This is a genomic window from Rhizobium sp. TH2 (assembly GCF_024707525.1).
Lineage (GTDB): Bacteria > Pseudomonadota > Alphaproteobacteria > Rhizobiales > Rhizobiaceae > Rhizobium_E.
Map to the genome: position 1 here is coordinate 3,483,052 of NZ_CP062231.1, position 19,778 is coordinate 3,502,829.

The window sequence follows — 19,778 nt, forward strand, 5'->3', positions numbered from 1 at the left end:
TCCTCAATTCAAGAAATCCGGGTCGCCGCCCTCGGCCTCGCTCCGCATGAGGGCGATAAGCTCGGCAGGAACGGCGTCGATGTCCTTGTACCGCCAGGTCGGATTTCGATCCTTGTCGATGACGATCGCGCGGATACCCTCGACGAAATCACCATGTTCCAGAACGCGCGAGACAAAACGGTATTCGTTGCGGAGTGCACGCTCCAAGGAACCGGCATCGCGCACGGCCGACAGGATCATGATCGCCGACAGCGGCGAGCCTTTTTCGATTGCGTTGAGTGCCTTGAGCGCCCACTCCGAGGCGTCAGCCCGCAACGCGTCCATGATGTCAGGCACCGACGCGCCAGCGAAGAGCCGATCGACAACCTGCTGATCCCTGGCGAGCGCCGATGGCGGCGGCGCCTCCTCGAACCGGGACAGAGCCGACACATCGCCTTCCGCGACCAGCGCGGCCTTGGCATCCTCAAGGCGCGCGCGATGCACATAGATATCGGCGAAACCGGCATAGATCGCATCTTCGCCCTTCATCCGCGTGCCGGTCAGGCCGAGATATTCACCCATATGGCCGGGTGCCCGCGCCAGCAGGTAGCTTCCGCCGACATCGGTGATCAGGCCGATTGCGCATTCGGGCATGGCGACCATCGAATTGTCGGTGACGATGCGGTGCGAGCCATGACCCGAAACACCGACGCCACCACCCATGACGATGCCATCCATCACAGCGACATAGGGCTTGGGATAGCGGTCGATATAGGCGTTGAGGCGATATTCATCGCGCCAGAAGCTGTTGGCGCTTTCAATGTCGCCTGATTTGGCTGCGTTGTAGATCGACGCAAGATCGCCGCCCGCGCTGAAGGCCTTCTCGCCCTCGGCGTCGACAAGCACAAGCGCGATGCCAGGGTCCGTCTCCCAGCGTTTCAACGCCGCATACATGCCGTCCACGATCGCCTGGTTGACCGCGTTGAGCGCCTTCGGTCGCGTCAATGTGATCCGCCCGACACGGCCCTCGACCCGGATGGAAATATCTTCATTCGAATTCATGCCGGCCTCAATTCGCAAACATCTGGCGCGCCACGATCACGCGCATGATCTCGTTGGTACCTTCGAGGATCTGGTGGACGCGCAAATCCCGCACGATTTTCTCGATGCCGTAATCGGCGAGATAACCGTATCCGCCATGCAGTTGCAGCGCGCTATTGGCGACATCGAAGGCGACATCTGTGACGAAACGCTTGGCCATGGCGCAGAACTTGGTGGCATCCGACGTCTTGTTGTCGAGCTTCCACGCCGCCTGATGCAGGAAGATGCGCGCCGCCTGCAGTTCGGTCTCCATATCGGCGACCTTGAACTGCAGCGCCTGGAAATCGGCGAGCGTGCCGCCGAACGCCTTACGCTCTTTCATGTAGGCGATGGTCTTGTCGAGTGCCGATTGAGCGCCGCCCAGCGCGCAGGCGGCGATATTCAGCCGCCCGCCATCGAGACCGGCCATGGCATATTTGAAGCCCTGCCCTTCCTCGCCGACGAGATTGTCGAGCGGCACGCCGCAATTGTCGAACTGCACCTGCGTGGTGGGCTGCGCCTTCCAGCCCATCTTCTTCTCGAAGGCGCCGAAACTCAGGCCCTCGCTCGGGCTCGGCACCACCACGGTCGAGATGCCCTTGGGGCCATCCACGCCCGTGCGGCACATCACGACATAGAGATCGGAATAATTGCCCCCTGATATGAAGGCCTTGGAGCCGTTGAGAACATAGCTGTCATTGGTTTTTGTCGCCTTGGTGCGGAGCGCGGCGGCATCAGAACCGGAACCCGGCTCCGTCAGGCAATAGGAGGCGATGGTCTTCATCGTGCACATATCGGGCAGCAGCCGCGCCTTGAGTTCCACCGCGCCATAGCGGTCGATCATCCAGGCGCACATATTGTGGATCGAGACGAACGCCGCCACCGCCGGGCAGGCCATGGAGAGCGCCTCGAACACCAGAGCCGCATCGAGCCGCTTGAGGCCGGAGCCGCCAACCTCTTCCGAGACATAGATACCGCCAAGGCCGAGCGCGCCGATATCCTCGAGCAGTGCGCGCGGGATCGTGCCATCTTCTTCCCACTGCCCGGCGAAGGGTGCGATGCGCTCCTGCCCGAAGGCGAAGGCCATGTCCCAGATCGCCTGCTGTTCCTCGGAACGTTCAAAATCCATGCTTCTCTCCCGGTTGCCTCGCGCCTGCCCAATCGGGCCGTCCTCGGCTGGCAATCTCTTTCACGAATGCGGTCCTTTGGCGTCCTCAAGGATCATCGCCGCACCCTTCATCGCGATCATCGATGTCGGCGTATTGGTATTGCCTGAGGTGATCGTCGGCATGATGGACGCATCGATCACGCGCAGGCCAGAGAGACCATGCACCCGAAGCCGCTCGTCCACAACGGCAAAGGGATCGCTCGACAAGCCCATCTTGGCCGTTCCCACGGGATGGAAGATGGTCGTGCCGATATCGCCAGCGGCCTTGGCAAGCGCCGCGTCGTCGTCGCCGACAGCAGGTCCGGGCAGGTATTCCTCCGGCGATAAGGCTGCCAGAGACTTCTGCTTCATGAGCCGGCGGGTAACCCGGATCGCATCAGCCGCGACCTGCCGATCCTCATCGGTCGTAAGATAGTGCGGTGCGATCATCGGTGCAGCATCGAGGTCCCGGCTCTTCAGCCTGACCACACCGCGCGAGGTCGGCCTCAGATTGCAGGCACTGACGGTGATCGCCGGAAACCGGTGCAACGGATCGCCGAACTTGTCGAGCGACAGCGGCTGGACATGGAACTGGATGTTCGGCCGTTCCTGATGCGGATCGGACCGGGTGAATATGCCGAGCTGCGACGGCGCCATGGTCAGCGGTCCACGCCGGAGCAACGCATATTCGGCGCCCATCAGCCCGCGTTTGAAGAGATTATGATAGGTCTCGTTCAAGGTCTTCACGCCGCGGACCTTGTAGATTGCCCGCTGCTGCAGATGATCCTGCAGATTGCCACCGACACCCTTAAGTTCATGGACGGTATCGATGCCGAGCGGCGACAGCCAATCCGACGGGCCGACGCCCGAGCGTTGCAATATCTGCGTCGAGCCGATCGACCCTGCCGAGAGAATGACTTCTCCTCGCGCGCCGGCCGTCATTGTCCGCCCGCCCTGACGGAAGCGGATCCCGGTCACGCGCCGGCCGTCAAAAACCAACTGCTCGACCGTCACACCCGTCTCTAACCTGAGATTGGACCGGTTCAGCACAGGCTTGAGGAATCCCCGCGCCGACGACCAGCGACGGCCCGTCTTCTGGTTCACATGGAAGTAACCCGAGCCCTCATTATTGCCGGTGTTGAAGTCGGCGCTGCGGGGAATGCCCATCTCTGCTGCCGCTTCCTGCACCGCCGAAAGCACCGGCCAGGACAGGCGTGGCGGCTCGACCCGCCAGCCGCCGCCGATGCCGTGATGCTCGCTTTCGCCGAGGAAATGGTCTTCCATTTTGCGGAACACCGGCAGCACGTCGTCCCAGCCCCAGCCAGTCATGCCCAATTGCCGCCAATGGTCGTAGTCCGCCGCCTGCCCGCGCATGGCGATCATTGCATTGATGGACGACGACCCGCCAATCACCTTGCCCCGGGGATAGGCCAGCGAACGGCCATTCAGCCCCGCTTCCGGCTCGGTTCGAAACATCCAGTCGGCGCGCGGATTGCCGATCGCGAAGAGATAACCGACCGGAATGTGGAACCATATCCAGTTGTCGCGCCCGCCGGCTTCGAGCAGCAGCACGCGATTTCTGGGATCGGCCGAGAGTTGGTTGGCGACGATGCAGCCCGCCGTGCCCGCACCGACGACAATATAGTCGTAATCGCCCTCGATCCGCTCAACCACCTTTTCCTCCATGCGCATGCTTGTCTCCTCGGCGCAATCGTTCTACCAAACGGGCTTACGAGCAACGCCGAAATTTGCACATAGCTTGTGCGGAAAGATAGAAATGGATTGGGATGATCTCCGGGTATTCCTGTCGGTTGCGCGGGCGGGCACGGTTTCCGAGGCGTCACGTGTGCTGGAAATCGACCATTCCACCGTTTCCCGCCGTCTCACCAACCTCGAATCCCGCATCGGCATCCGCCTGTTCGATCGGGCCGGTCGGCGCCTCCGGATCAATGCGGCGGGCGAACAATTGATGCGGACCGCCGAGCGGCTGGAATCCGGGTTGCTGTCGGATCTCGCGGTGCTCGAATCGATGCAGGGTTCGCGGGTCGGCACCGTCCGCATCGGCGTGCCGGAAGGGCTTGGCGTCGGCTATCTCGCTGGGCGGATCGGGGCGCTGGCGGCTGAGTTTCCCGAAATCTCGCTCGAACTCGTGGCACTACCGCAGAACTATTCGCTGGCCGCCCGCGAGGTGGATATCGCGATTACGCTCGACCGGCCGCAATTCGGCAATATCGCCGTCCGCAAGTTGACCGACTATGTGCTGCAATTCTTCGGCACGGCGGATTATTTCAAGGCCTTCGGTCGGCCGGCCAGCCTCGAGGACATGGCAGGGCACGCGCTTTGCGGCTACATCCCCCAGCTTCTCTTCACGCCGCTGCTCGACTACCTCGTCTTCGACGGAGTCCGGCTCAACCCGACGATCCGCAGCACCAGCATCGTCGCCCAGCTTGAAATGGTGAGAAGCGGCTCGGCGCTCGGCATGCTGCCGGTCTTCATGTGCGCCGACCAGCCCACCCTGCAGCCGATCCTGAAGGCGCACAGTGTCATGCGCAGCTACTGGCTGACGGTGCACGACGATCTGCGCGGCGTCGAGCGTATCCGGATTATCTCGGAGGCACTGGTTCAGCTTGCGCGGCAGGATCGGGCGCGGTTTATCCCAGAAGTAGGATCAGCGCCCTAATGGGAATTATGCGGCTACCGTGTCCGCGAAAGCCGGATTGATCCGCGCCATCTGCGTACTATGCGTGAACTGACCGGCTCGGAAATTATCAAAGCGCGCCTCGCCTTCCACGACGAAACCGTGCTTGAGGTAAAGCCTCATCGCCCGCTGATTGTCGGATGCAACGGTCAGTTCCATCCTGACGATATTCAGCCAATTGTCCGACAGCTTGAGCATTTCCGATATCAGCGCGTTGCCGACACCGCGTCCCTGGAAATCGGGATGTACTGCAATGCCGAAACTCGCGACATGCTTGCGTCGATGCGATGCGCTGGTGATGATGCCGAGATGACCAACCGCCCGACCCTCGATCTCGCAGACGAGTTCGACACCGTTCGGATCCTTGGCTTTCCAGAAATTCGCCCAGAACTGGCCGTCCCTGAGCGGAATCTGGCCGGTATTGGCGATGACGGATTCGAAGGTGTAGATCGCGGCAATATCGGCGGCATCAGCCTGCTTGATCGCACGGACGAGAAGATCACTCAAAACCGGCCTCCCTGACGTCTGAACCGATGCGGGGGATGGGCTGCCCGGGGGTAGATCGGGCAGCCCGTTTCGCCGTGAAGGATTTTACTTCTTCACGAGGCGATAGAAGACGAAGTCGGAGGTCGCGCCATTGACATAGCCCGACACATTCTTCGCCATGGCAACCTGGGTGGCGGCTTGGAACATGATCACGATCGGCGAATTGGCCTGCACCTTTTTCTGCAGGTCGATATACATCGCGTCACGCTTTGCCGGATCGGCTTCCTTCTTTGCAGCCAGCGTTTCCTTGTTCATCTCTTCGGGCACGGCCCAGCCATTGCGCCATGTCGTGGTCGATGCATACTTGTCGTCCGAATTGTCGGCATTGTAGGCGAATGCGCTGGCATTGGAATCCGGATCCATGAAGTCGGGGCCCCAATAGAGCAGCATGGCTTCATGCGTGCGCGCACGATACTTGGTGATCACCTGGCTGCCGGTGCCGGGAATGATCTCGAAGTTGATGCCGGCTTCGGCGAAGCCTGCCTGAAGCGACTGCGCCATGTCGGTGAACGGCGTGGAATTGATCACGTCGAGCGTCACCTTAACAGGTGTCTTCACACCGCCATCGGCGAGGATCTTCTTGGCCTTTTCCACGTCATAAGTGAACGGCGTGTCGTCGAGCGAACCCGGAAAACCCTTCGGCCAGAAGGCCTGGTGGACTTCCATCTGGCCCTTGAGGAAGGAGTCCGTCATGCCCTTGTAGTTGACGAGGTAGCGTGCCGCTTCCCAGATCGCCGGGTTGGTCAGCGACTCGGTCTTCTGGTTGAAGCTCAGGAAGTGCACGGCCGCCTGCGGATAGGTCTCGACGGTGAAATTGCCCTTGGTGGTGATGCTGGCGATCTGGTCCGGCGTCAGGTTCTTGGCAAGGTCGACGTCACCGGATTCGAGCAGCAACTGTTGGGTCGCAGCTTCCGCAACATGGCGAATGATCAGCGACTTCATATCAGGCGCGCCACCGAAATAGTCCGGGTTGGCCGCCAGGTTGAGGATTTCGCCGGGGCGGAAAGCCTTGAGCACGAAGGGACCGGTGCCGGCGGAATTCGCCTTCAACCAGGCATTGCCCATGTCGCCATTGGCTTCATTGGCCTGCACGGTGACCGCATCGACCACCGATGCCGGGCGCGATGCCAGGACGTTGAGCACGAAGGCGGAGGAGAAGTCGCCGGCATAGGTGGCGACGACCCGGTTGCCGTCAGCACGGACCATCGAATCGAAATTCTCGGGCGTCCAGCCGAGCTGGGTGAGCACGAAGGCAGGCGCCTTGTTGAGCACGATGACGCGCTTCCAGGAATAGACCACGTCTTCCGCACGGACCGGATTTCCGGAGGAGAATTTCGCGCCGTCGCGAAGTTCGAACGTGATGGTCTTGGCCGCGTCGTCCACGGTCCACTTGGCTGCAAGGCCAGGCACCAGCTTCTTCACGTCGGGCGCATCATATTGCACCAGGCGGTCATAGGTCTGGGTCACATATTCGCCGGACGAGAATTCATACGCTTCGGCCGGATCGATCGAGACGATGTCATCGATGTTCGCGGCAACGACAAGCGCGTCCGCGGGCGTCGCGGCAAAGGCCGTCGTCGTGGCGGTGGGCACCAGCATGGATGCCGCGACCAGCGCGGCGGTGAGCATTTTCATCGGTCGTTCTCCTCTTTCCCAGGTTTTTTAGGCGTCTTGTTTTTGGTCTTAACAGTCAAATCCGCCGTCGCCGTCCGGCCACGGAAGAGCGGTAAAGTGCCGGTCCAGAGAACCTTGGCTGGCTCGCCGGAATCGTTCCACCACGCATGCGGGCGATTGCCGCGAAAATGCAGGCTGTCGCCGACATTCATCACGATATCTTCCTCGTCGAGCCGCTGGTTGATCGTGCCTTCCAGCACGTAGAGTATCTCCTCGCCCTCATGGCTGACCGTTTCGGACTTGTAGCCGGGCGGAATGTTGAGGACGAAGGACGACAGTATGTTGCCGGCGAAATCCGCGGCGATGCGTTCGTAGAGAATCGACGAGCCATCGACCGAGAATTTCTGCCGGTCTCCCGCGCGGGTCAGCGAATCCTCGATACTCGGCGTCGAGATGAAATAATCCATGCCGACATCGAGGCTGCGGGCGATCTGCGCCAGAGTGCCGAGCGAAGGCGTCGCCTGGTCGCGCTCGACCTGGCTGAGATAACCCATGGAAATGCCGGCGGCCTCGCAGATTTCCTGCAAGGTCATGTGCAACTGCCTGCGGCGCGCACGGATCAGCGCACCCACTCTGGGCTGCGTGAATTCCATTGCTATTGCGGTTTGATTGGCCATTCCCCGTCCAAAGCCAGTAAAATTTATTTGATACAAGCAAAATTTTTTGTATGTTCGCAAGTGAAATTTTTTGAAGGATCGGATAAGCGGTCCGGGAAACCAATCGGACCGATCGATGACGACACGACGAGATCACGGAGAGGATCGCGGACTTGGCATTTGAACCCGAAACAATGCCCGCACTTTCCGGGGCGATCAAGCTGCCGCGTGAAACCGGCCGCGCCGGGCGCTTTGCCGTCGGTTTTGCAGGCTTCCTGATATCGGTCGCGTTGACCTTCCTTGGATTGCTCGCGATCACCTTCTTCATCGGCCGTGTCGTGCCGATCGATCCCGTGCTGGCCGTCGTCGGCGACCGTGCGCCGCGCGCCGTCTATGAGGCCGCCAAGCTGCAACTGGGCCTCGACAAGCCGCTCTATGTCCAGTTCGTCAATTATGTCGTCTCGGTATTGCGCGGCGACTTCGGCATGTCGGTCTCCACCGGAAAGCCGGTGATCGACGACCTCAAGCGCGTTTTCCCTGCCACCCTCGAAATGGCGACGATCGGCATCATCATCGGCATGGTGCTCGGCATCCCGATGGGCGTCTACGCCGCAAGCCATCGCGGCACGGCCAGGGACCAGGTGATCCGCGTGATCGGCTTGTTCGGCTATTCCGTACCGGCCTTCTGGCTCGGCCTCGTCGGCCTCGCGATTTTCTATGCCAGGCTCAAATGGGTCGGCGGTCCAGGCCGGGTCGATATCTTCTATGATGGGCTGGTGACGCCCGTGACCGGCATCATGTTGATCGACAGCCTGATCGCAGGCGAGACTGACATTTTCTTCAACGCGATCTCGCATCTACTGCTGCCGGCAAGCGTGCTCGGCTTCTTCAGCCTCGCCTATATCGCCCGCATGACGCGCTCTTTCATGCTCGACCAACTGGCACAGGAATATGTGACGACGGCCCGGGTCAAGGGCGTGCCCGAGCGGCTGGTGATCTGGCGCCACGCCTTCCGGCCGATCCTCGTACCGCTGATCACAGTCTGCGGCCTGTCCTATGCCGGCCTGCTTGAGGGATCGGTGATGATCGAGACGATCTTCTCCTGGCCCGGCATCGGCAATTACCTGACGGTGGCGCTGCTCAATGCCGATATGTCGGCGGTGCTGGGCGCGACATTGGTCATCGGCGCCGTCTTCATCGCCATCAACAAGATCTCGGATGCGCTCTACCGCATCCTCGATCCCCGCGCACGGTAGGAGTTTCCCATGGCTTTTGCCGATGTCCAGAACTGGTTGACCGCCGACAGCCCCGGATCGCGCATGCAGGCGCGGCTGAGCCGTTTCTACCGCATATCAGGTGCGCTTTCGCGCAATACGCTCGCCATGGTCGGCTTCGTCATTATCCTAGTGCTGATCCTGACCGCAATCTTCGCGCCGTGGATCGCCACCCATGACCCGCTGACGCAGGATCTCACCGCCCGCCTGCTGCCGCCATCCGGCGCGAACTGGATGGGAACGGATGAACTCGGCCGAGACATCTGGTCGCGCGTGGTTTTCGGCGCCCGCATCACGCTGGCGATCGTCATCATCGTCGCGGTGCTGGCCGCGCCCGCCGGGCTGATCATCGGCGCGGTCTCCGGCTATTTCGGCGGCTGGGTCGATCGCATCCTGATGGGCATCACCGATATCTTCCTCTCGATGCCAAAGCTGATCCTGGCGCTGGCGCTGGTTGCAGCACTCGGCCCGGGCATCGAAAATGCCATCATCGCCATCGCCATCACCTCCTGGCCGGGCTATGCCCGCATCGCCCGCGCCGAGACGATGACCTTCAAGAATTCGGAATTCATCGCCGCTGTTCGGCTTCAAGGCGCCTCAGCGCTACGGGTCATTCTCGGCCATGTCCTGCCACTCTGCACGTCGTCGATGATCATCCGCGTGACGCTCGACATGGCCGGCATCATCCTGACCGCGGCGGGCCTCGGCTTCATCGGACTGGGCGCCCAGCCGCCGCTGCCCGAATGGGGCGCGATGATCGCGCGCGGACGGTCCTTCATTCTCGACCAGTGGTGGGTCGCCACCATGCCGGGCTTCGCCATCATCATCGTCAGCCTCGGCTTCTGCTTCCTGGGCGATGGCTTGCGCGATGTGCTGGACCCGAAAAGCGGAGAAGGCCATTGAGCGCGCCGCTTCTCACCGTCGAAGGCCTGCATGTGACCTTCCCGACGCCACGCGGGCCGATCGATGTCGTGCGCGACGTCTCCTTCTCGCTCGGCCGCGAGCGCCTCGGCATCGTCGGCGAAAGCGGCTCGGGCAAGTCGATGACCGGCCGCTCGATCCTCAAGCTGATCCGTGCGCCGGGCAAAGTCACCGCCAAACGACTGGATTTCGACGGCATTGATCTCCTGAAGCAATCCGAGCGGCAGATGCGCGCCATCCGTGGCGCCCGCATTTCCATGGTCATGCAGGACCCGAAATTCTCGCTCAACCCGGTCATGACCGTGAAGGAACAGATCGCCGAAGCGCTGCGAACTCACCAGAAGCTCGCGGCGCGCGACATCCACGCCCGGGTGCTGTCGATGCTTGAGGCAGTTCGGATTTCCGATCCCGAGCGGGTGGCGCGGCTCTATCCGCACGAACTCTCGGGCGGCATGGGCCAGCGGGTGATGATCGCCATGATGCTGATCCCGGAGCCCGATATCCTGATCGCCGATGAGCCGACGTCGGCGCTCGACGTGTCAGTGCAGGCACAGGTGCTGGATATCATCGACGAACTGGTGCGGCGCAAGGGCATGGGCCTGATCTTCATCAGCCATGACCTCAACCTCGTCTCCAGCTATTGCGACCGCATCGTGGTGATGAATTCCGGCCGCATCGTCGAGGAATGCAAGGCTGGCGAACTGATGAACGCGACCCATCCTTATACGCGCGCATTGATCTCCGCCGTCCCCCGCCTCGATGAAACCCGCGAGGAACTTCCCGTCCTCGACCGCAGCGCATGGGCCGGAACATGAGTGCACTCACCCTCAAGAATCTCGACGTCTTCTACGGCCGCACGCAGATCACGCACGGGGTCAATCTCGACATCCTCGAAGGCGAGAGTTTTGCTCTTGTCGGCGAGAGCGGCTCCGGCAAATCCACCGTGCTGAAAGCGATCGCCGGCCTCGCGCCCGAATGGCAGGGTTCGATCTCGGCCTATGGCCAGCAGCGCAGCCACGGCATCGACCGCGCCTTCTCGCGCACCTGCCAGATGGTGTTCCAGGATCCCTATGGCTCGCTGCATCCGCGCAAGACGGTCGATGCGATCCTGTCCGAACCGCTTTCAATCCACGGCATCGGCAATCAGGACACCAAGGTCGAGGAGGTGCTGACTTCGGTCGGGCTCGATCGCCGCTTCCGGTTCCGCTTTCCCCATCAGCTCTCCGGCGGCCAGCGCCAGCGCGTGGCGATCGCGCGCGCTCTGATCCTCGAGCCCAAGCTGATGCTGCTCGACGAGCCGACCTCGGCGCTCGATGTCTCGGTACAGGCGGAGATTCTCAATCTCCTCAAGCGGCTCCGCCGCGAGCGCAACCTCACCTATCTCATGGTGACCCACAACCTGCCGGTCGTCTCCTTCCTCTGCGACCGGCTGGCCGTGATGCGGCATGGCCGCATCGTCGAGGTGGCCGACGTCGCCCAGCTCAAGCGAGGCGAGTTGATCGACCCCTATTCCCGCGAACTGATCGATATCGCCGTCACGCACTAATGACGGCCAGCATGAAGGACCGACAAATAATGACCAACGAGGATTTTGCCGCGGCACTGGCCGCGTTCGACGAAGCAATTGCCAATGATACGCGCGCCGACGCGCCCTGGATTGCACTTGAGACGCTGGCGCGAAAAGTGATCGGCGCAAAGCTCTTCACTACCATGACCGTCGACATGAAGAACGAAGTCGCACGCCGCGCCTATACCTCCGATCCGGTCAACTACCCCTCCTCCGGCACCAAGCCGATCCGCTACGACAGCTGGTTCGATATCGTCCACAAGGAGCGCAAGTCCTTCGTCGCCAATACGATCGAAGACATCGCCAAGGTGTTTCCGGATTACGAGCTGATCGATTCGCTCGGGTGCCAGTCCGTCGTCAACATCCCCGTCGTGGTGGGCGGCGAACTGCTCGGCACGGTCAACTGCCTCGATGTGGCGCATCACTACACGCCGGAGCGGGTCAAGGCGTCCGAACTGCTGAAACTGCCGGCGCGGCTGGCCTTCCTCGCGGCCGGCCGTTCGGCCTGATATTCAGGCCATCGCTGGCGCGGCCGGATTCGCGAGAGCGGCCGAAATATCGGTCGCCTTCAGAACGATCCACGTCTCCAGTGTCGCGGCACGACCACGGATTTCCAGTTCCTCGACCTCGTGGCCGGGGAACGTGACGCCGGCGAGTTTGACCAGATCGGCGGAGACGACCAGTTCGACATTCTTCTGCTTGGCCAGACCCTCGAGCCGGCTTGCCGTATTGATCGTGTCGCCGATCGCGGTCAGCGACGTGGCCTTGCCGTGACCCATCCGGCCGACGATGGCCGGCCCGGCATGCAGGCCCATCGCGATCCTCAACGGCGCATCGAGCTCGGCACTGAAAGAGGCGTTGAGTTTCTCGATCCCTTCCGCCAGCTTGACGGCCGCCTGCAGCGCCTGCCGGCAGGCCTGAGCATAGGACGTCTCGATGCCGAACAATGCAATGGCACCATCGCCGATGAACTTGTCGACCATGCCGCCCGATGATTCCACCGCCTGATCGACCACCGTGAAATAGCGGTTGAGCAGGAACACCACGTCGTAGGGCAGTTTTTTCTCGGATAGCTGGGTGAAGGACCGCAGGTCGCAGAACAGTGCCGCCACCATGCGTTCCTGCCCGGCAACCGCGTTCGGCGCCTGCCGGGCGGCGTGTAACGTTGAGCCGACATCGACGAGCGGCAGCACTGTGAGATCATGGCTGGGCCGTAACTGGCAGGCCAACCGCACATCGCCACCCGCCCCGATGCTCCTGAGCGTCGCCACCTCCCTCGCCTCGACCGCCGGTTGCCCATCCAGCCCGTCGAGTATCTGCACGCGACAGGTCGAACAGCGCCCGCGCCCGCCGCAGACCGAGACATGCGGAATGCCCGCCGACCGGCTCGCCTCCAGAATGCTTAGGCCCGGATTGACCGCCACGGTCCTGCCGCCGGCATAACGGATACGGATCTTGTTCCGCTGTGGGATGAACTTGACGAGGATGACACCGGCGATAACCAGCAGGAAAGCCGCGTAGAAACTGTAGATGATGCGGTAAAGCGTTCGCAGCGGCAGCCCTGCTTCCGTGTTCGGAGTTGGCGCTGCAAGTGCAGAGGCATGCATGCCCGAATAGAAGCCGAGGATCGCCAGAACCGGCACGATCACGGCGATCATGTGGAAGATGGGCGCTACGCGCTGGAACCATACCTTGCCACGCAGCCAGAACCACATGCCGAGACAGCCATGCGCCCAGGCAATCACCAGAGCCGCAGTGTAAAACGCCACCGTGCCGTTCGACACCCACATCGATCGAAGCACTTCCGTATAGCCCCTGACATAGCCGGTTAGCGAGAATTCCAGCCTGGTGGCGATCACGTGCTCGGCGAGCAGGAAAGGAAGCGCCAGGCCAAACAGGATCTTCAGCGCTTCGCCAACCGGCATGCGCAGACTGCCGCGCCGCCAGAGCGCATCAAGCGCCAGCGCAAAATGGCTGAGCAACGCGCCATAGAGCAGGATCGTGCCGGGTATGCTGCGCCAGAGAATGTTGAAGCCGGCGCGACCCGCCTCCATCCGCTCGATCGAGCTGATGCCCAGTGAATGATTGATGAAATGACCAGCGACGAAAAACGCAAGCACTAGCCCCGATGCGATATGCACCCTTGATTTGGTAATGGTGCTCGTAATGGACACTGCGGACGCCCTGCTTTCCTCGAAGCGAACCTATTCGATCGGTTTGTCCTGTAGCAATATTCCTGCAATTTGCTAAATGCGAACGGTGATTTAACTGAATGGATGACAGTTGACCCGGATGTTCCGCCGATTGCGCGACAGGCTCGCCAGCCGCTTTTTCGATACGCGCTACGGCCGCGATCTGCTCATCAAGGCAATTGGCGCGCGCACCCGCTTCATCACGGTGGACAATGGCGATCACCTGATCACCTTCTCCCCTGCCGATTATCTCGGCCGCAGCGTCTTCGTGAAGGGCCATTTCGATCGCGATCATGTCGACCGGCTTATGCGGCATCTCAATTCGCTGGGCTTGAGCGTCGAGGGCAAGACGCTGCTGGAGATCGGCGGCAATATCGGCACCCATACCATCTATTTCGCGCTGACTGGCGCCTTCGGGCGCATCGTCACCATCGAGCCGGATCCGCGCAATTTTGAGCTTCTCGCTGAGAATATCACCCAGAACGGCTTTGATGAACTCGTTGTGCCCATCAATTGCGCGGCAAGCGACATCGAAGGCCAGATCGACTTCTTCCTGCATCCGAGCAATCACGGCAAGAGCAGCCCGAATTCTCGCAGTGCGGCCGACATCAAGATGGCGGTCCCGGCAAGGCCGGTGCCGGCAATTCTGGCAGGCGCCGGCATTGCCGAAGCAGATGTCGGCCTTGTCTGGATGGATATCGAGGGCTACGAGCCCATCGCCTGCCGGTCCATGACGTCACTCTTCGAACGTCACGTCCCGGTGCATAGCGAATTCACGTCCGAATTTTACGGCGCTGAAAAGGCTGCAGAATTCGTTGCGTTTTTGGCTGGCTATTACGATGATTGCCTTGTCTTTTTCAACGACGACAGCATGGCGCGGATAAAGGTCGTCGATATCCCCGTGGATCGCGAGCAGTTCGACATCCTTCTCATCCCCTAGCGAAAAGAAGCTTTCTACGCCACGCAACTGTGATCGCATCGCGTCGACGATCATGCTAGATTGCCTGCATGGTGGAGAGCGACAGCGACAAATTTTTCAGCCAGATACCGGTCTTCGAGGAATTCGGGGGCGTCACCGATCTCGGCAACTATCGACCATTGCCCCACGATTGGGCGCTGGTGACCGGCGACATCGTCGATTCCACCGGCGCTATCAAGGCCGGCAGCTACAAATCAGTCAACATGGCCGGCGCCAGTATCATTTCCGCCGTGCTCAATGCCGTCGGAAGCCAGGATCTCCCCTTCGTCTTCGGCGGCGATGGCGCGACCGTCGCCGTACCGCCATCCGGCATCGAGAAGGCGCGCGCTGCAATCGCGGCTGTGCGAACCTGGGCGGATGAGGAGCTGGCACTCAGCCTTCGCGGTGCCGTCGTGCCCCTGAAGGATATCCGCGCCGAAGGTCTCGACGTCCTCGTCGCTCGATTCAAGGCCAGCGAACATGCCTCCTACGCGATGTTCGCGGGTGGCGGGGCAAGCTGGGCCGAGGCACGCATGAAGGAGGGCCAGTTCAGCGTGCCCGCCGCCCCGGCGACGGTGCGACCAGACCTGAACGGACTATCGTGCCGCTGGAGCCCGATCCCTTCGCGCCATGGCGAGATCGTCTCGATCATCGCGGTCCCTGGCCCGGCGCAGGACGCCGCCGCATTTCGCGAACTGATCAATGGCATTGTCGCCATCGCCGCAAGCGAGGAACGCGGCGGTCACCCCGTCCCCGCCGAGGGCCCGACACCAGGCCTGACCAGCGCGGGCCTGGAACTCGAGGCACGCGTACGCGCGCCCAAAGGCCAGCGGCTGAAAGCGAAGCTGAAAGCGATGATGGAATATGCCCTCGGCAACGGCCTCGCATACTTCAACATGAAGCTCGGTGATTTCGACGGACGCCGCTACAAGAGCGACGTCTCCGCCAACAGCGATTTCCGCAAGTTCGACGACGGGCTGAAGATGACCGTCGATGTCGACAAGGCCCGGCTGGCGATGATCGAGGAGCGATTGGAAGACGCGGCGCGATCGGCGGCTTGCCGCTACGGCATCCACCGCCAGGACGCGGCCTTGATGACATGCTTCGTTGTCAACCCGATGCAGCGCGACCACATGCACTTCGTCGATGGCGCGGCTGGTGGCTACGCGCTTGCGGCAGCCCAGCTCAAGGGCAAGGCGCCTGTCCTGGTGAAAGCCGTCGCTACGCCTTGACGATGTTGTCGCCGCTGATCTTGCGGCGGCCGAAGGCATTGCGCGTGTCGACCACGATCTGCGCCCATTCGGCGAGCACGGCATAATCTATGCCATCATGATCGGTGGCGATCAGCACCGCGTCAAACCCGGAAACCGCTTCCGGCGTCAATGCCACGGATGGCCGGTCCTTGAGGTGGCCATACTCGCGCGTCGAAGGCACTTTCGGCACATGCGGATCGTGATAGCTGGCTTGCCCGCCCCGCGCCTCGATCAACTCGATCAGTTTGAGTGACGGGCTTTCGCGGATATCTGGCACGTTCTTCTTATAGGCGAGGCCGATCACCAGCACATGCGACCGGCTGAGTGCCTTGCCGGCGCGGATGTCGAGCGCTTCGGCAAGCCGATCCACCACATGCCTGGGCATGGCGGAATTGATCTCGCCGGCAAGTTCGATGAAGCGGGTGGGCAATTCGTATTCGCGGGATTTCCAGGTCAGGTAGAAAGGATCGATCGGAATGCAATGACCGCCGAGCCCAGGGCCGGGATAGAAGGGCATATAGCCGAAAGGCTTGGTCTTGGCGGCGTCGATCACTTCCCAGATGTCGATCCCCATCGCCTCGTAGACGACCTTGAGTTCGTTGACGAGCGCGATGTTGACCGCGCGGAAGATGTTCTCGGTGAGCTTGACGGCTTCGGCCGTGGCAGTGGTGGAAACCGGCACAACGGTGGTCACGGCAACGCCATAGAAGGCTTCCATCAGGACGGCAGCCTCGGCGCCATCACCGGCGACCACTTTGGGGATCGTCGATGTCTCGAAATCCTTGTTGCCCGGATCTTCGCGCTCCGGCGAAAAGCCGAGGAAGAAGTCCCGGCCGGATTTGAGGCCGGTCTCCTCCAGTATCGGCCTTACCACACCATCCGTCGTGCCGGGATAGGTCGTCGATTCAAGCACGATCAACTGGCCGGGCCGCAATGCGGTGGCAATCGACCCGCTTGTCTTGGTGACGAAGGAGAGGTCCGGATCGCGGTGCTTGGTCAGCGGCGTCGGCACGCAGATGACGATGACATCACACGTCCCAAGTTCGGCGAAATCCGTGGTCGCCCGGAATCGACCCGACGACGTCTGCGTTGAAAGCACCTGGTGCGAAACCGCGTCGATATAGGACTGCCCCGCCTCGATCATCGTGATCTTGCCGGGATCGATATCGAAGCCCGTCACCGGAAATCCGCTGCGCGCCACGGTCATCGCCAGCGGCAGCCCGACATAGCCGAGACCGATCACGCCGACGCGCGCTAGACGCCCGGAAATGCTCGCGAGGAGGGTATCGAAAGGGGAAGGCGTGTCCGTCAATGTCGTGGCTCTCGGCGTGGGATTGTGACGTTTCAGTTGCGGCTTCGCCTGCACCATGTCAAGGGCGCCGGCTCCAGTGCCGGAGAATTGATTTTTGTAAATCTACGTAAAGTTTAGGCCTCGCAACTGGCTTTGCCTCGGACGCGTACTTATATTGCAGCGCGACGCGATCGATCGGTTGCGCCGGGTGACATGTTCCAGCTTCGACGCGCGACGCCTGGCGCTGGTTGGCAGAAAGACCAGATAAAACAATGATTATTCCCCGTGCAAATATTTCTGAATCCCTCATCGAGCGTGTATCGCACTGGCTCCAGCAATCGGCCCTCGGCGGCAGCGACCTCGAAGGGCTGGTGCATGGTCTTTGCGAGCGACTGGCCGCCGCTGGCGTCCCGCTGCTCCGGGTTCATCTGAGTTTTTCCATGCTTCATCCGCTTTATGACGCGCTCGGCTTCACCTGGATCAAGGGCAAGGGGGTGAGCGTCGAAGGCTTTCGTCCGGCAACCAGTGACGGCGAGAAGGACCGGTTCATCAGGAGCCCCTACTTCTATCTTTTGAGCAACGGCCTGCCGCATCTGAGGCGCCGGATCGATCCGATGACGTCTTCGGAATTCGGCATTTTCGACGATCTCAAGGAAATGGGCGGCACGGATTATCTCGCCTTCGTCGAATCCTTCGGCGAGGACACGACGCGCGGCATGGTCGGATCATGGACCACCGACGCGGCGGGCGGCTTCGGCGACGAGGTCATCGACGCGCTGCTGCATATTCAGAACGACCTCGCGGTTGCCGCCAAGATGGCCGTGCTTAGCAAGCTCGCCGACAACATGGTCACCACCTATCTCGGCGGCAATGCCGGCCAGCGCGTGCTGTCAGGCCAGGTTCGTCGCGGCGATGGCGAGACCATCCGCGCGGCACTTGTCATGGGCGACATGCGCCAATCGACCGTGCTCGCCGAGAAGTCTGGCCGACAGGTTTACATCGACACCCTCAACGTCTTCTTCGACGCGATCGCCGCGCCCTTCAACAAGAACGGTGGCGAGATCCTGAGCTTCATGGGCGACGGCTTCCTTGCCGTCTACCCCTGTGACAGGCATCGCGAACCGTCCGAGGTCGCCACCCAGGCGGCTATGGCTGCCGTGCGGGAGGCCAATGCCCGCATGGCCGAACTCAATGCCGACCGCAAGCAGAACCGCCTTGGCGAGATCCGCTACGGCATCGGCCTGCATGTCGGCAACGTGATGTATGGGAATGTCGGGCTCAAGGACCGGCTGACCTTCTCGGCTTTCGGCGGCGCGGTCAACGAGGTGCAGCGCCTGCAGGGCCTGACCAAGACGCTTGGCCAGACGGTGATCGCCAGCCAGGCCTTCGCCACCTATTGCGGCGGCGACTGGGTGACGCTCGGCGAGAAGCGCCTGCGCGGCGTCGAGGAAAAGGTCACGGTGTTGATGCCGAGCGAAAGCAACATGACGATGTCCGGCATCGAGCTTGCAGAAAGTAATGGACACGATGTGCGCTCTGAAGCAGAACATGTGATGCTGCTCTACCGCAACACGCGCCAGCAGAAACCAACACTGCCGGGACCGAATTTCTTGCAATGAAGAAGGCAATCGCGATCGCCATGTTTCTAGCGTCCGTACTTTCAAGCGCCGAGGCGATCGCAGAGGACACGAGTGCAAAGCTTTTCGACAATTTCGACGGCGCCGATTTCTCGGCCGCCGGCGGCCTATATTACAAGAACAATGCCGAGCAGCGCTCCGGCCAGGTCGAGTTCCAGAAGGACGTGACGCTTGACGGCGGCGGAGCGCTGAAGCTCACCGTTCGCCCGGGTTGTGGTATCAATCGTGAAGATTGCTCCGAGCGGGCGGAAATCTGGGAAAAACCGCAGCTGCGCGTGCCCTATGACCAGGCCGTCTGGTATGGCTTCGCGGTAAAATTCGCCGATCCGATCCCTCGGGATGACCACCGTTATCTGATTGCCCAGTGGAAGCGCGAGATCGATCCCGGCGCACCGGGCGATTTCAGCCCGTTCCTGGCCTTGAGGCTGCGCAAAGGCAAGCTCTTCGCCACGGTCGAAGCCAATCACTTCGCGCCGGTCTCGCTCCAGCCGAAAGGCACGCCGGCACAATGCGGCGAAGGCCAGACGCCGGTCTGGCTTCGTCCCGAAACCAACCAGATGCGCGCGCTGGTGGCGACGGACGGCAATTGGGAAGGCGAAGACGGCGGGCTATTCAATGCCTGCACGGACAAGATCACTGTAATCGATCGCGGCAACAAGCTGCCGTCGCCGGATTCGGGCTGGATCGATTTTGCCATCATGACCAAGCCGGGCCCCGATGGCACCGGCCATATCGAGATCTTTGCCAACAACAAATGGGTGGTCACGATCAAGGGCTATATCGGCCATAACGACCCGCCGCTAGGCGACAATCAGTATTTCAAATTCGGTCCATACAGGGCCGCAAGCTCGACCGAATGGACACTCTATTACGACGACTTCCGCCGCAGCCCCGACTGTGCCGACGTGCTGCGCGACCAGGCTGCCTGCGCTCTGGTCCGCTAGCCGATCTCGTTCCCAACGCTT

Annotated in this window: 18 protein-coding genes; 10 read left to right on the forward strand and 8 right to left on the reverse strand. The window is 61.5% G+C overall.

Annotated features, from left to right (window positions below; translation table 11 throughout):
- Positions 1-3: 3 nt before the first annotated feature.
- From IHQ71_RS17215 to IHQ71_RS17225, 3 genes are read right to left on the reverse strand one after another with little or no spacing between them, the layout of a single operon-like run.
- A complete protein-coding gene (locus IHQ71_RS17215) occupies positions 4-1,041 on the reverse strand; it encodes an enoyl-CoA hydratase/isomerase family protein (RefSeq protein WP_258157673.1) in 1,038 nt (345 codons plus the stop codon).
- A gap of 7 nt (positions 1,042-1,048) precedes the next feature.
- Complete coding sequence (locus IHQ71_RS17220; protein ID WP_258157674.1) at positions 1,049-2,188, reverse strand: acyl-CoA dehydrogenase family protein; 1,140 nt, start codon at positions 2,186-2,188, stop codon at positions 1,049-1,051.
- A 60-nt stretch (positions 2,189-2,248) separates the two neighbouring features.
- Positions 2,249-3,898 (reverse strand): GMC family oxidoreductase, encoded by a 1,650-nt coding sequence (locus IHQ71_RS17225; RefSeq protein ID WP_374989873.1) that lies wholly within the window; start codon positions 3,896-3,898, stop codon positions 2,249-2,251.
- Between the two features lie 85 nt (positions 3,899-3,983).
- Between IHQ71_RS17225 and IHQ71_RS17230 the strand changes: the two genes are divergently transcribed.
- Positions 3,984-4,886, forward strand: coding sequence for a LysR family transcriptional regulator (locus IHQ71_RS17230; protein WP_258157675.1), 903 nt, complete (start codon positions 3,984-3,986; stop codon positions 4,884-4,886).
- 6 nt (positions 4,887-4,892) lie between these two features.
- Here the strand turns inward: IHQ71_RS17230 and IHQ71_RS17235 are convergent, their stop codons facing one another.
- From IHQ71_RS17235 to IHQ71_RS17245, 3 genes are all read right to left on the reverse strand, one after another.
- Positions 4,893-5,411 (reverse strand): GNAT family N-acetyltransferase, encoded by a 519-nt coding sequence (locus IHQ71_RS17235; RefSeq protein WP_258157676.1) that lies wholly within the window; start codon positions 5,409-5,411, stop codon positions 4,893-4,895.
- 84 nt (positions 5,412-5,495) lie between these two features.
- Positions 5,496-7,085, reverse strand: a complete 1,590-nt coding sequence (locus tag IHQ71_RS17240) for an ABC transporter substrate-binding protein (protein ID WP_258157677.1) — start codon at positions 7,083-7,085, stop codon at positions 5,496-5,498.
- Positions 7,082-7,741, reverse strand: coding sequence for a helix-turn-helix domain-containing protein (locus IHQ71_RS17245; RefSeq protein ID WP_258157678.1), 660 nt, complete (start codon positions 7,739-7,741; stop codon positions 7,082-7,084). The genes IHQ71_RS17240 and IHQ71_RS17245 overlap by 4 nt, the downstream gene beginning before the upstream one ends.
- A gap of 152 nt (positions 7,742-7,893) precedes the next feature.
- Here IHQ71_RS17245 and IHQ71_RS17250 point away from each other — a divergent pair, with 152 nt between their 5' ends.
- From IHQ71_RS17250 to IHQ71_RS17270, 5 genes are read left to right on the forward strand one after another with little or no spacing between them, the layout of a single operon-like run.
- Complete coding sequence (locus tag IHQ71_RS17250) at positions 7,894-8,976, forward strand: ABC transporter permease (protein ID WP_258157679.1); 1,083 nt, start codon at positions 7,894-7,896, stop codon at positions 8,974-8,976.
- Between the two features lie 9 nt (positions 8,977-8,985).
- Positions 8,986-9,897 carry an ABC transporter permease gene (locus IHQ71_RS17255; protein ID WP_258157680.1) on the forward strand — a complete coding sequence of 304 codons (912 nt, stop codon included), beginning with the start codon at positions 8,986-8,988 and terminating at the stop codon, positions 9,895-9,897.
- Entirely contained in the window at positions 9,894-10,730 is an 837-nt protein-coding gene (locus IHQ71_RS17260) for an ABC transporter ATP-binding protein (protein WP_258157681.1), read from the forward strand. The genes IHQ71_RS17255 and IHQ71_RS17260 overlap by 4 nt, the downstream gene beginning before the upstream one ends.
- The gene (locus IHQ71_RS17265; RefSeq protein ID WP_258157682.1) at positions 10,727-11,461 is read left to right on the forward strand and encodes an ABC transporter ATP-binding protein; all 735 of its coding nucleotides are present in this window, start codon (positions 10,727-10,729) and stop codon (positions 11,459-11,461) included. Before IHQ71_RS17260 ends, IHQ71_RS17265 begins: the two co-directional genes overlap by 4 nt.
- 29 nt (positions 11,462-11,490) lie before the next feature.
- Positions 11,491-11,991, forward strand: a complete 501-nt coding sequence (locus tag IHQ71_RS17270) for a GAF domain-containing protein (RefSeq protein WP_258157683.1) — start codon at positions 11,491-11,493, stop codon at positions 11,989-11,991.
- A gap of 3 nt (positions 11,992-11,994) precedes the next feature.
- Here IHQ71_RS17270 and IHQ71_RS17275 read toward each other — a convergent pair whose 3' ends face one another.
- On the reverse strand, positions 11,995-13,656 hold the full coding sequence (locus IHQ71_RS17275; RefSeq protein ID WP_258157684.1) for an adenylate/guanylate cyclase domain-containing protein: 1,662 nt from the start codon (positions 13,654-13,656) through the stop codon (positions 11,995-11,997).
- A gap of 118 nt (positions 13,657-13,774) precedes the next feature.
- On the opposite strand from IHQ71_RS17275, the gene IHQ71_RS17280 reads away from it, so the two are divergent.
- Together IHQ71_RS17280 and IHQ71_RS17285 are read left to right on the forward strand one after the other, a co-directional pair.
- Positions 13,775-14,614, forward strand: a complete 840-nt coding sequence (locus IHQ71_RS17280; protein ID WP_258162868.1) for an FkbM family methyltransferase — start codon at positions 13,775-13,777, stop codon at positions 14,612-14,614.
- A gap of 68 nt (positions 14,615-14,682) precedes the next feature.
- Positions 14,683-15,864 (forward strand): DUF3095 domain-containing protein, encoded by a 1,182-nt coding sequence (locus IHQ71_RS17285; protein WP_258157685.1) that lies wholly within the window; start codon positions 14,683-14,685, stop codon positions 15,862-15,864.
- Here IHQ71_RS17285 and IHQ71_RS17290 read toward each other — a convergent pair.
- Positions 15,854-17,254 carry a nucleotide sugar dehydrogenase gene (locus IHQ71_RS17290; RefSeq protein ID WP_258157686.1) on the reverse strand — a complete coding sequence of 467 codons (1,401 nt, stop codon included), beginning with the start codon at positions 17,252-17,254 and terminating at the stop codon, positions 15,854-15,856. The genes IHQ71_RS17285 and IHQ71_RS17290 overlap by 11 nt on opposite strands.
- A 194-nt stretch (positions 17,255-17,448) precedes the next feature.
- On the opposite strand from IHQ71_RS17290, the gene IHQ71_RS17295 reads away from it, so the two are divergent.
- Both IHQ71_RS17295 and IHQ71_RS17300 read left to right on the forward strand, forming a co-directional pair.
- Positions 17,449-18,795 carry an adenylate/guanylate cyclase domain-containing protein gene (locus tag IHQ71_RS17295; protein ID WP_258157687.1) on the forward strand — a complete coding sequence of 449 codons (1,347 nt, stop codon included), beginning with the start codon at positions 17,449-17,451 and terminating at the stop codon, positions 18,793-18,795.
- A complete protein-coding gene (locus IHQ71_RS17300) occupies positions 18,792-19,757 on the forward strand; it encodes a polysaccharide lyase (protein WP_374989874.1) in 966 nt (321 codons plus the stop codon). The genes IHQ71_RS17295 and IHQ71_RS17300 overlap by 4 nt, the downstream gene beginning before the upstream one ends.
- Positions 19,758-19,778: the final 21 nt, after the last annotated feature.

What these genes read in the sequence shown, in the direction of transcription:
- IHQ71_RS17245 (WP_258157678.1), bottom strand. Translation starts at nt 7,741, where the DNA reads ATGGCCAATCAAACCGCAATAGCAATGGAATTCACGCAGCCCAGAGTG.
- IHQ71_RS17300 (WP_374989874.1), top strand. Translation starts at nt 18,792, where the DNA reads ATGAAGAAGGCAATCGCGATCGCCATGTTTCTAGCGTCCGTACTTTCA.
- IHQ71_RS17225 (WP_374989873.1), bottom strand. Translation starts at nt 3,898, where the DNA reads ATGCGCATGGAGGAAAAGGTGGTTGAGCGGATCGAGGGCGATTACGAC.
- IHQ71_RS17280 (WP_258162868.1), top strand. Translation starts at nt 13,775, where the DNA reads ATGTTCCGCCGATTGCGCGACAGGCTCGCCAGCCGCTTTTTCGATACG.
- IHQ71_RS17255 (WP_258157680.1), top strand. Translation starts at nt 8,986, where the DNA reads ATGGCTTTTGCCGATGTCCAGAACTGGTTGACCGCCGACAGCCCCGGA.
- IHQ71_RS17295 (WP_258157687.1), top strand. Translation starts at nt 17,449, where the DNA reads ATGATTATTCCCCGTGCAAATATTTCTGAATCCCTCATCGAGCGTGTA.
- IHQ71_RS17265 (WP_258157682.1), top strand. Translation starts at nt 10,727, where the DNA reads ATGAGTGCACTCACCCTCAAGAATCTCGACGTCTTCTACGGCCGCACG.
- IHQ71_RS17290 (WP_258157686.1), bottom strand. Translation starts at nt 17,254, where the DNA reads ATGGTGCAGGCGAAGCCGCAACTGAAACGTCACAATCCCACGCCGAGA.
- IHQ71_RS17285 (WP_258157685.1), top strand. Translation starts at nt 14,683, where the DNA reads ATGGTGGAGAGCGACAGCGACAAATTTTTCAGCCAGATACCGGTCTTC.
- IHQ71_RS17230 (WP_258157675.1), top strand. Translation starts at nt 3,984, where the DNA reads ATGGATTGGGATGATCTCCGGGTATTCCTGTCGGTTGCGCGGGCGGGC.
- IHQ71_RS17240 (WP_258157677.1), bottom strand. Translation starts at nt 7,085, where the DNA reads ATGAAAATGCTCACCGCCGCGCTGGTCGCGGCATCCATGCTGGTGCCC.
- IHQ71_RS17215 (WP_258157673.1), bottom strand. Translation starts at nt 1,041, where the DNA reads ATGAATTCGAATGAAGATATTTCCATCCGGGTCGAGGGCCGTGTCGGG.
- IHQ71_RS17270 (WP_258157683.1), top strand. Translation starts at nt 11,491, where the DNA reads ATGACCAACGAGGATTTTGCCGCGGCACTGGCCGCGTTCGACGAAGCA.
- IHQ71_RS17220 (WP_258157674.1), bottom strand. Translation starts at nt 2,188, where the DNA reads ATGGATTTTGAACGTTCCGAGGAACAGCAGGCGATCTGGGACATGGCC.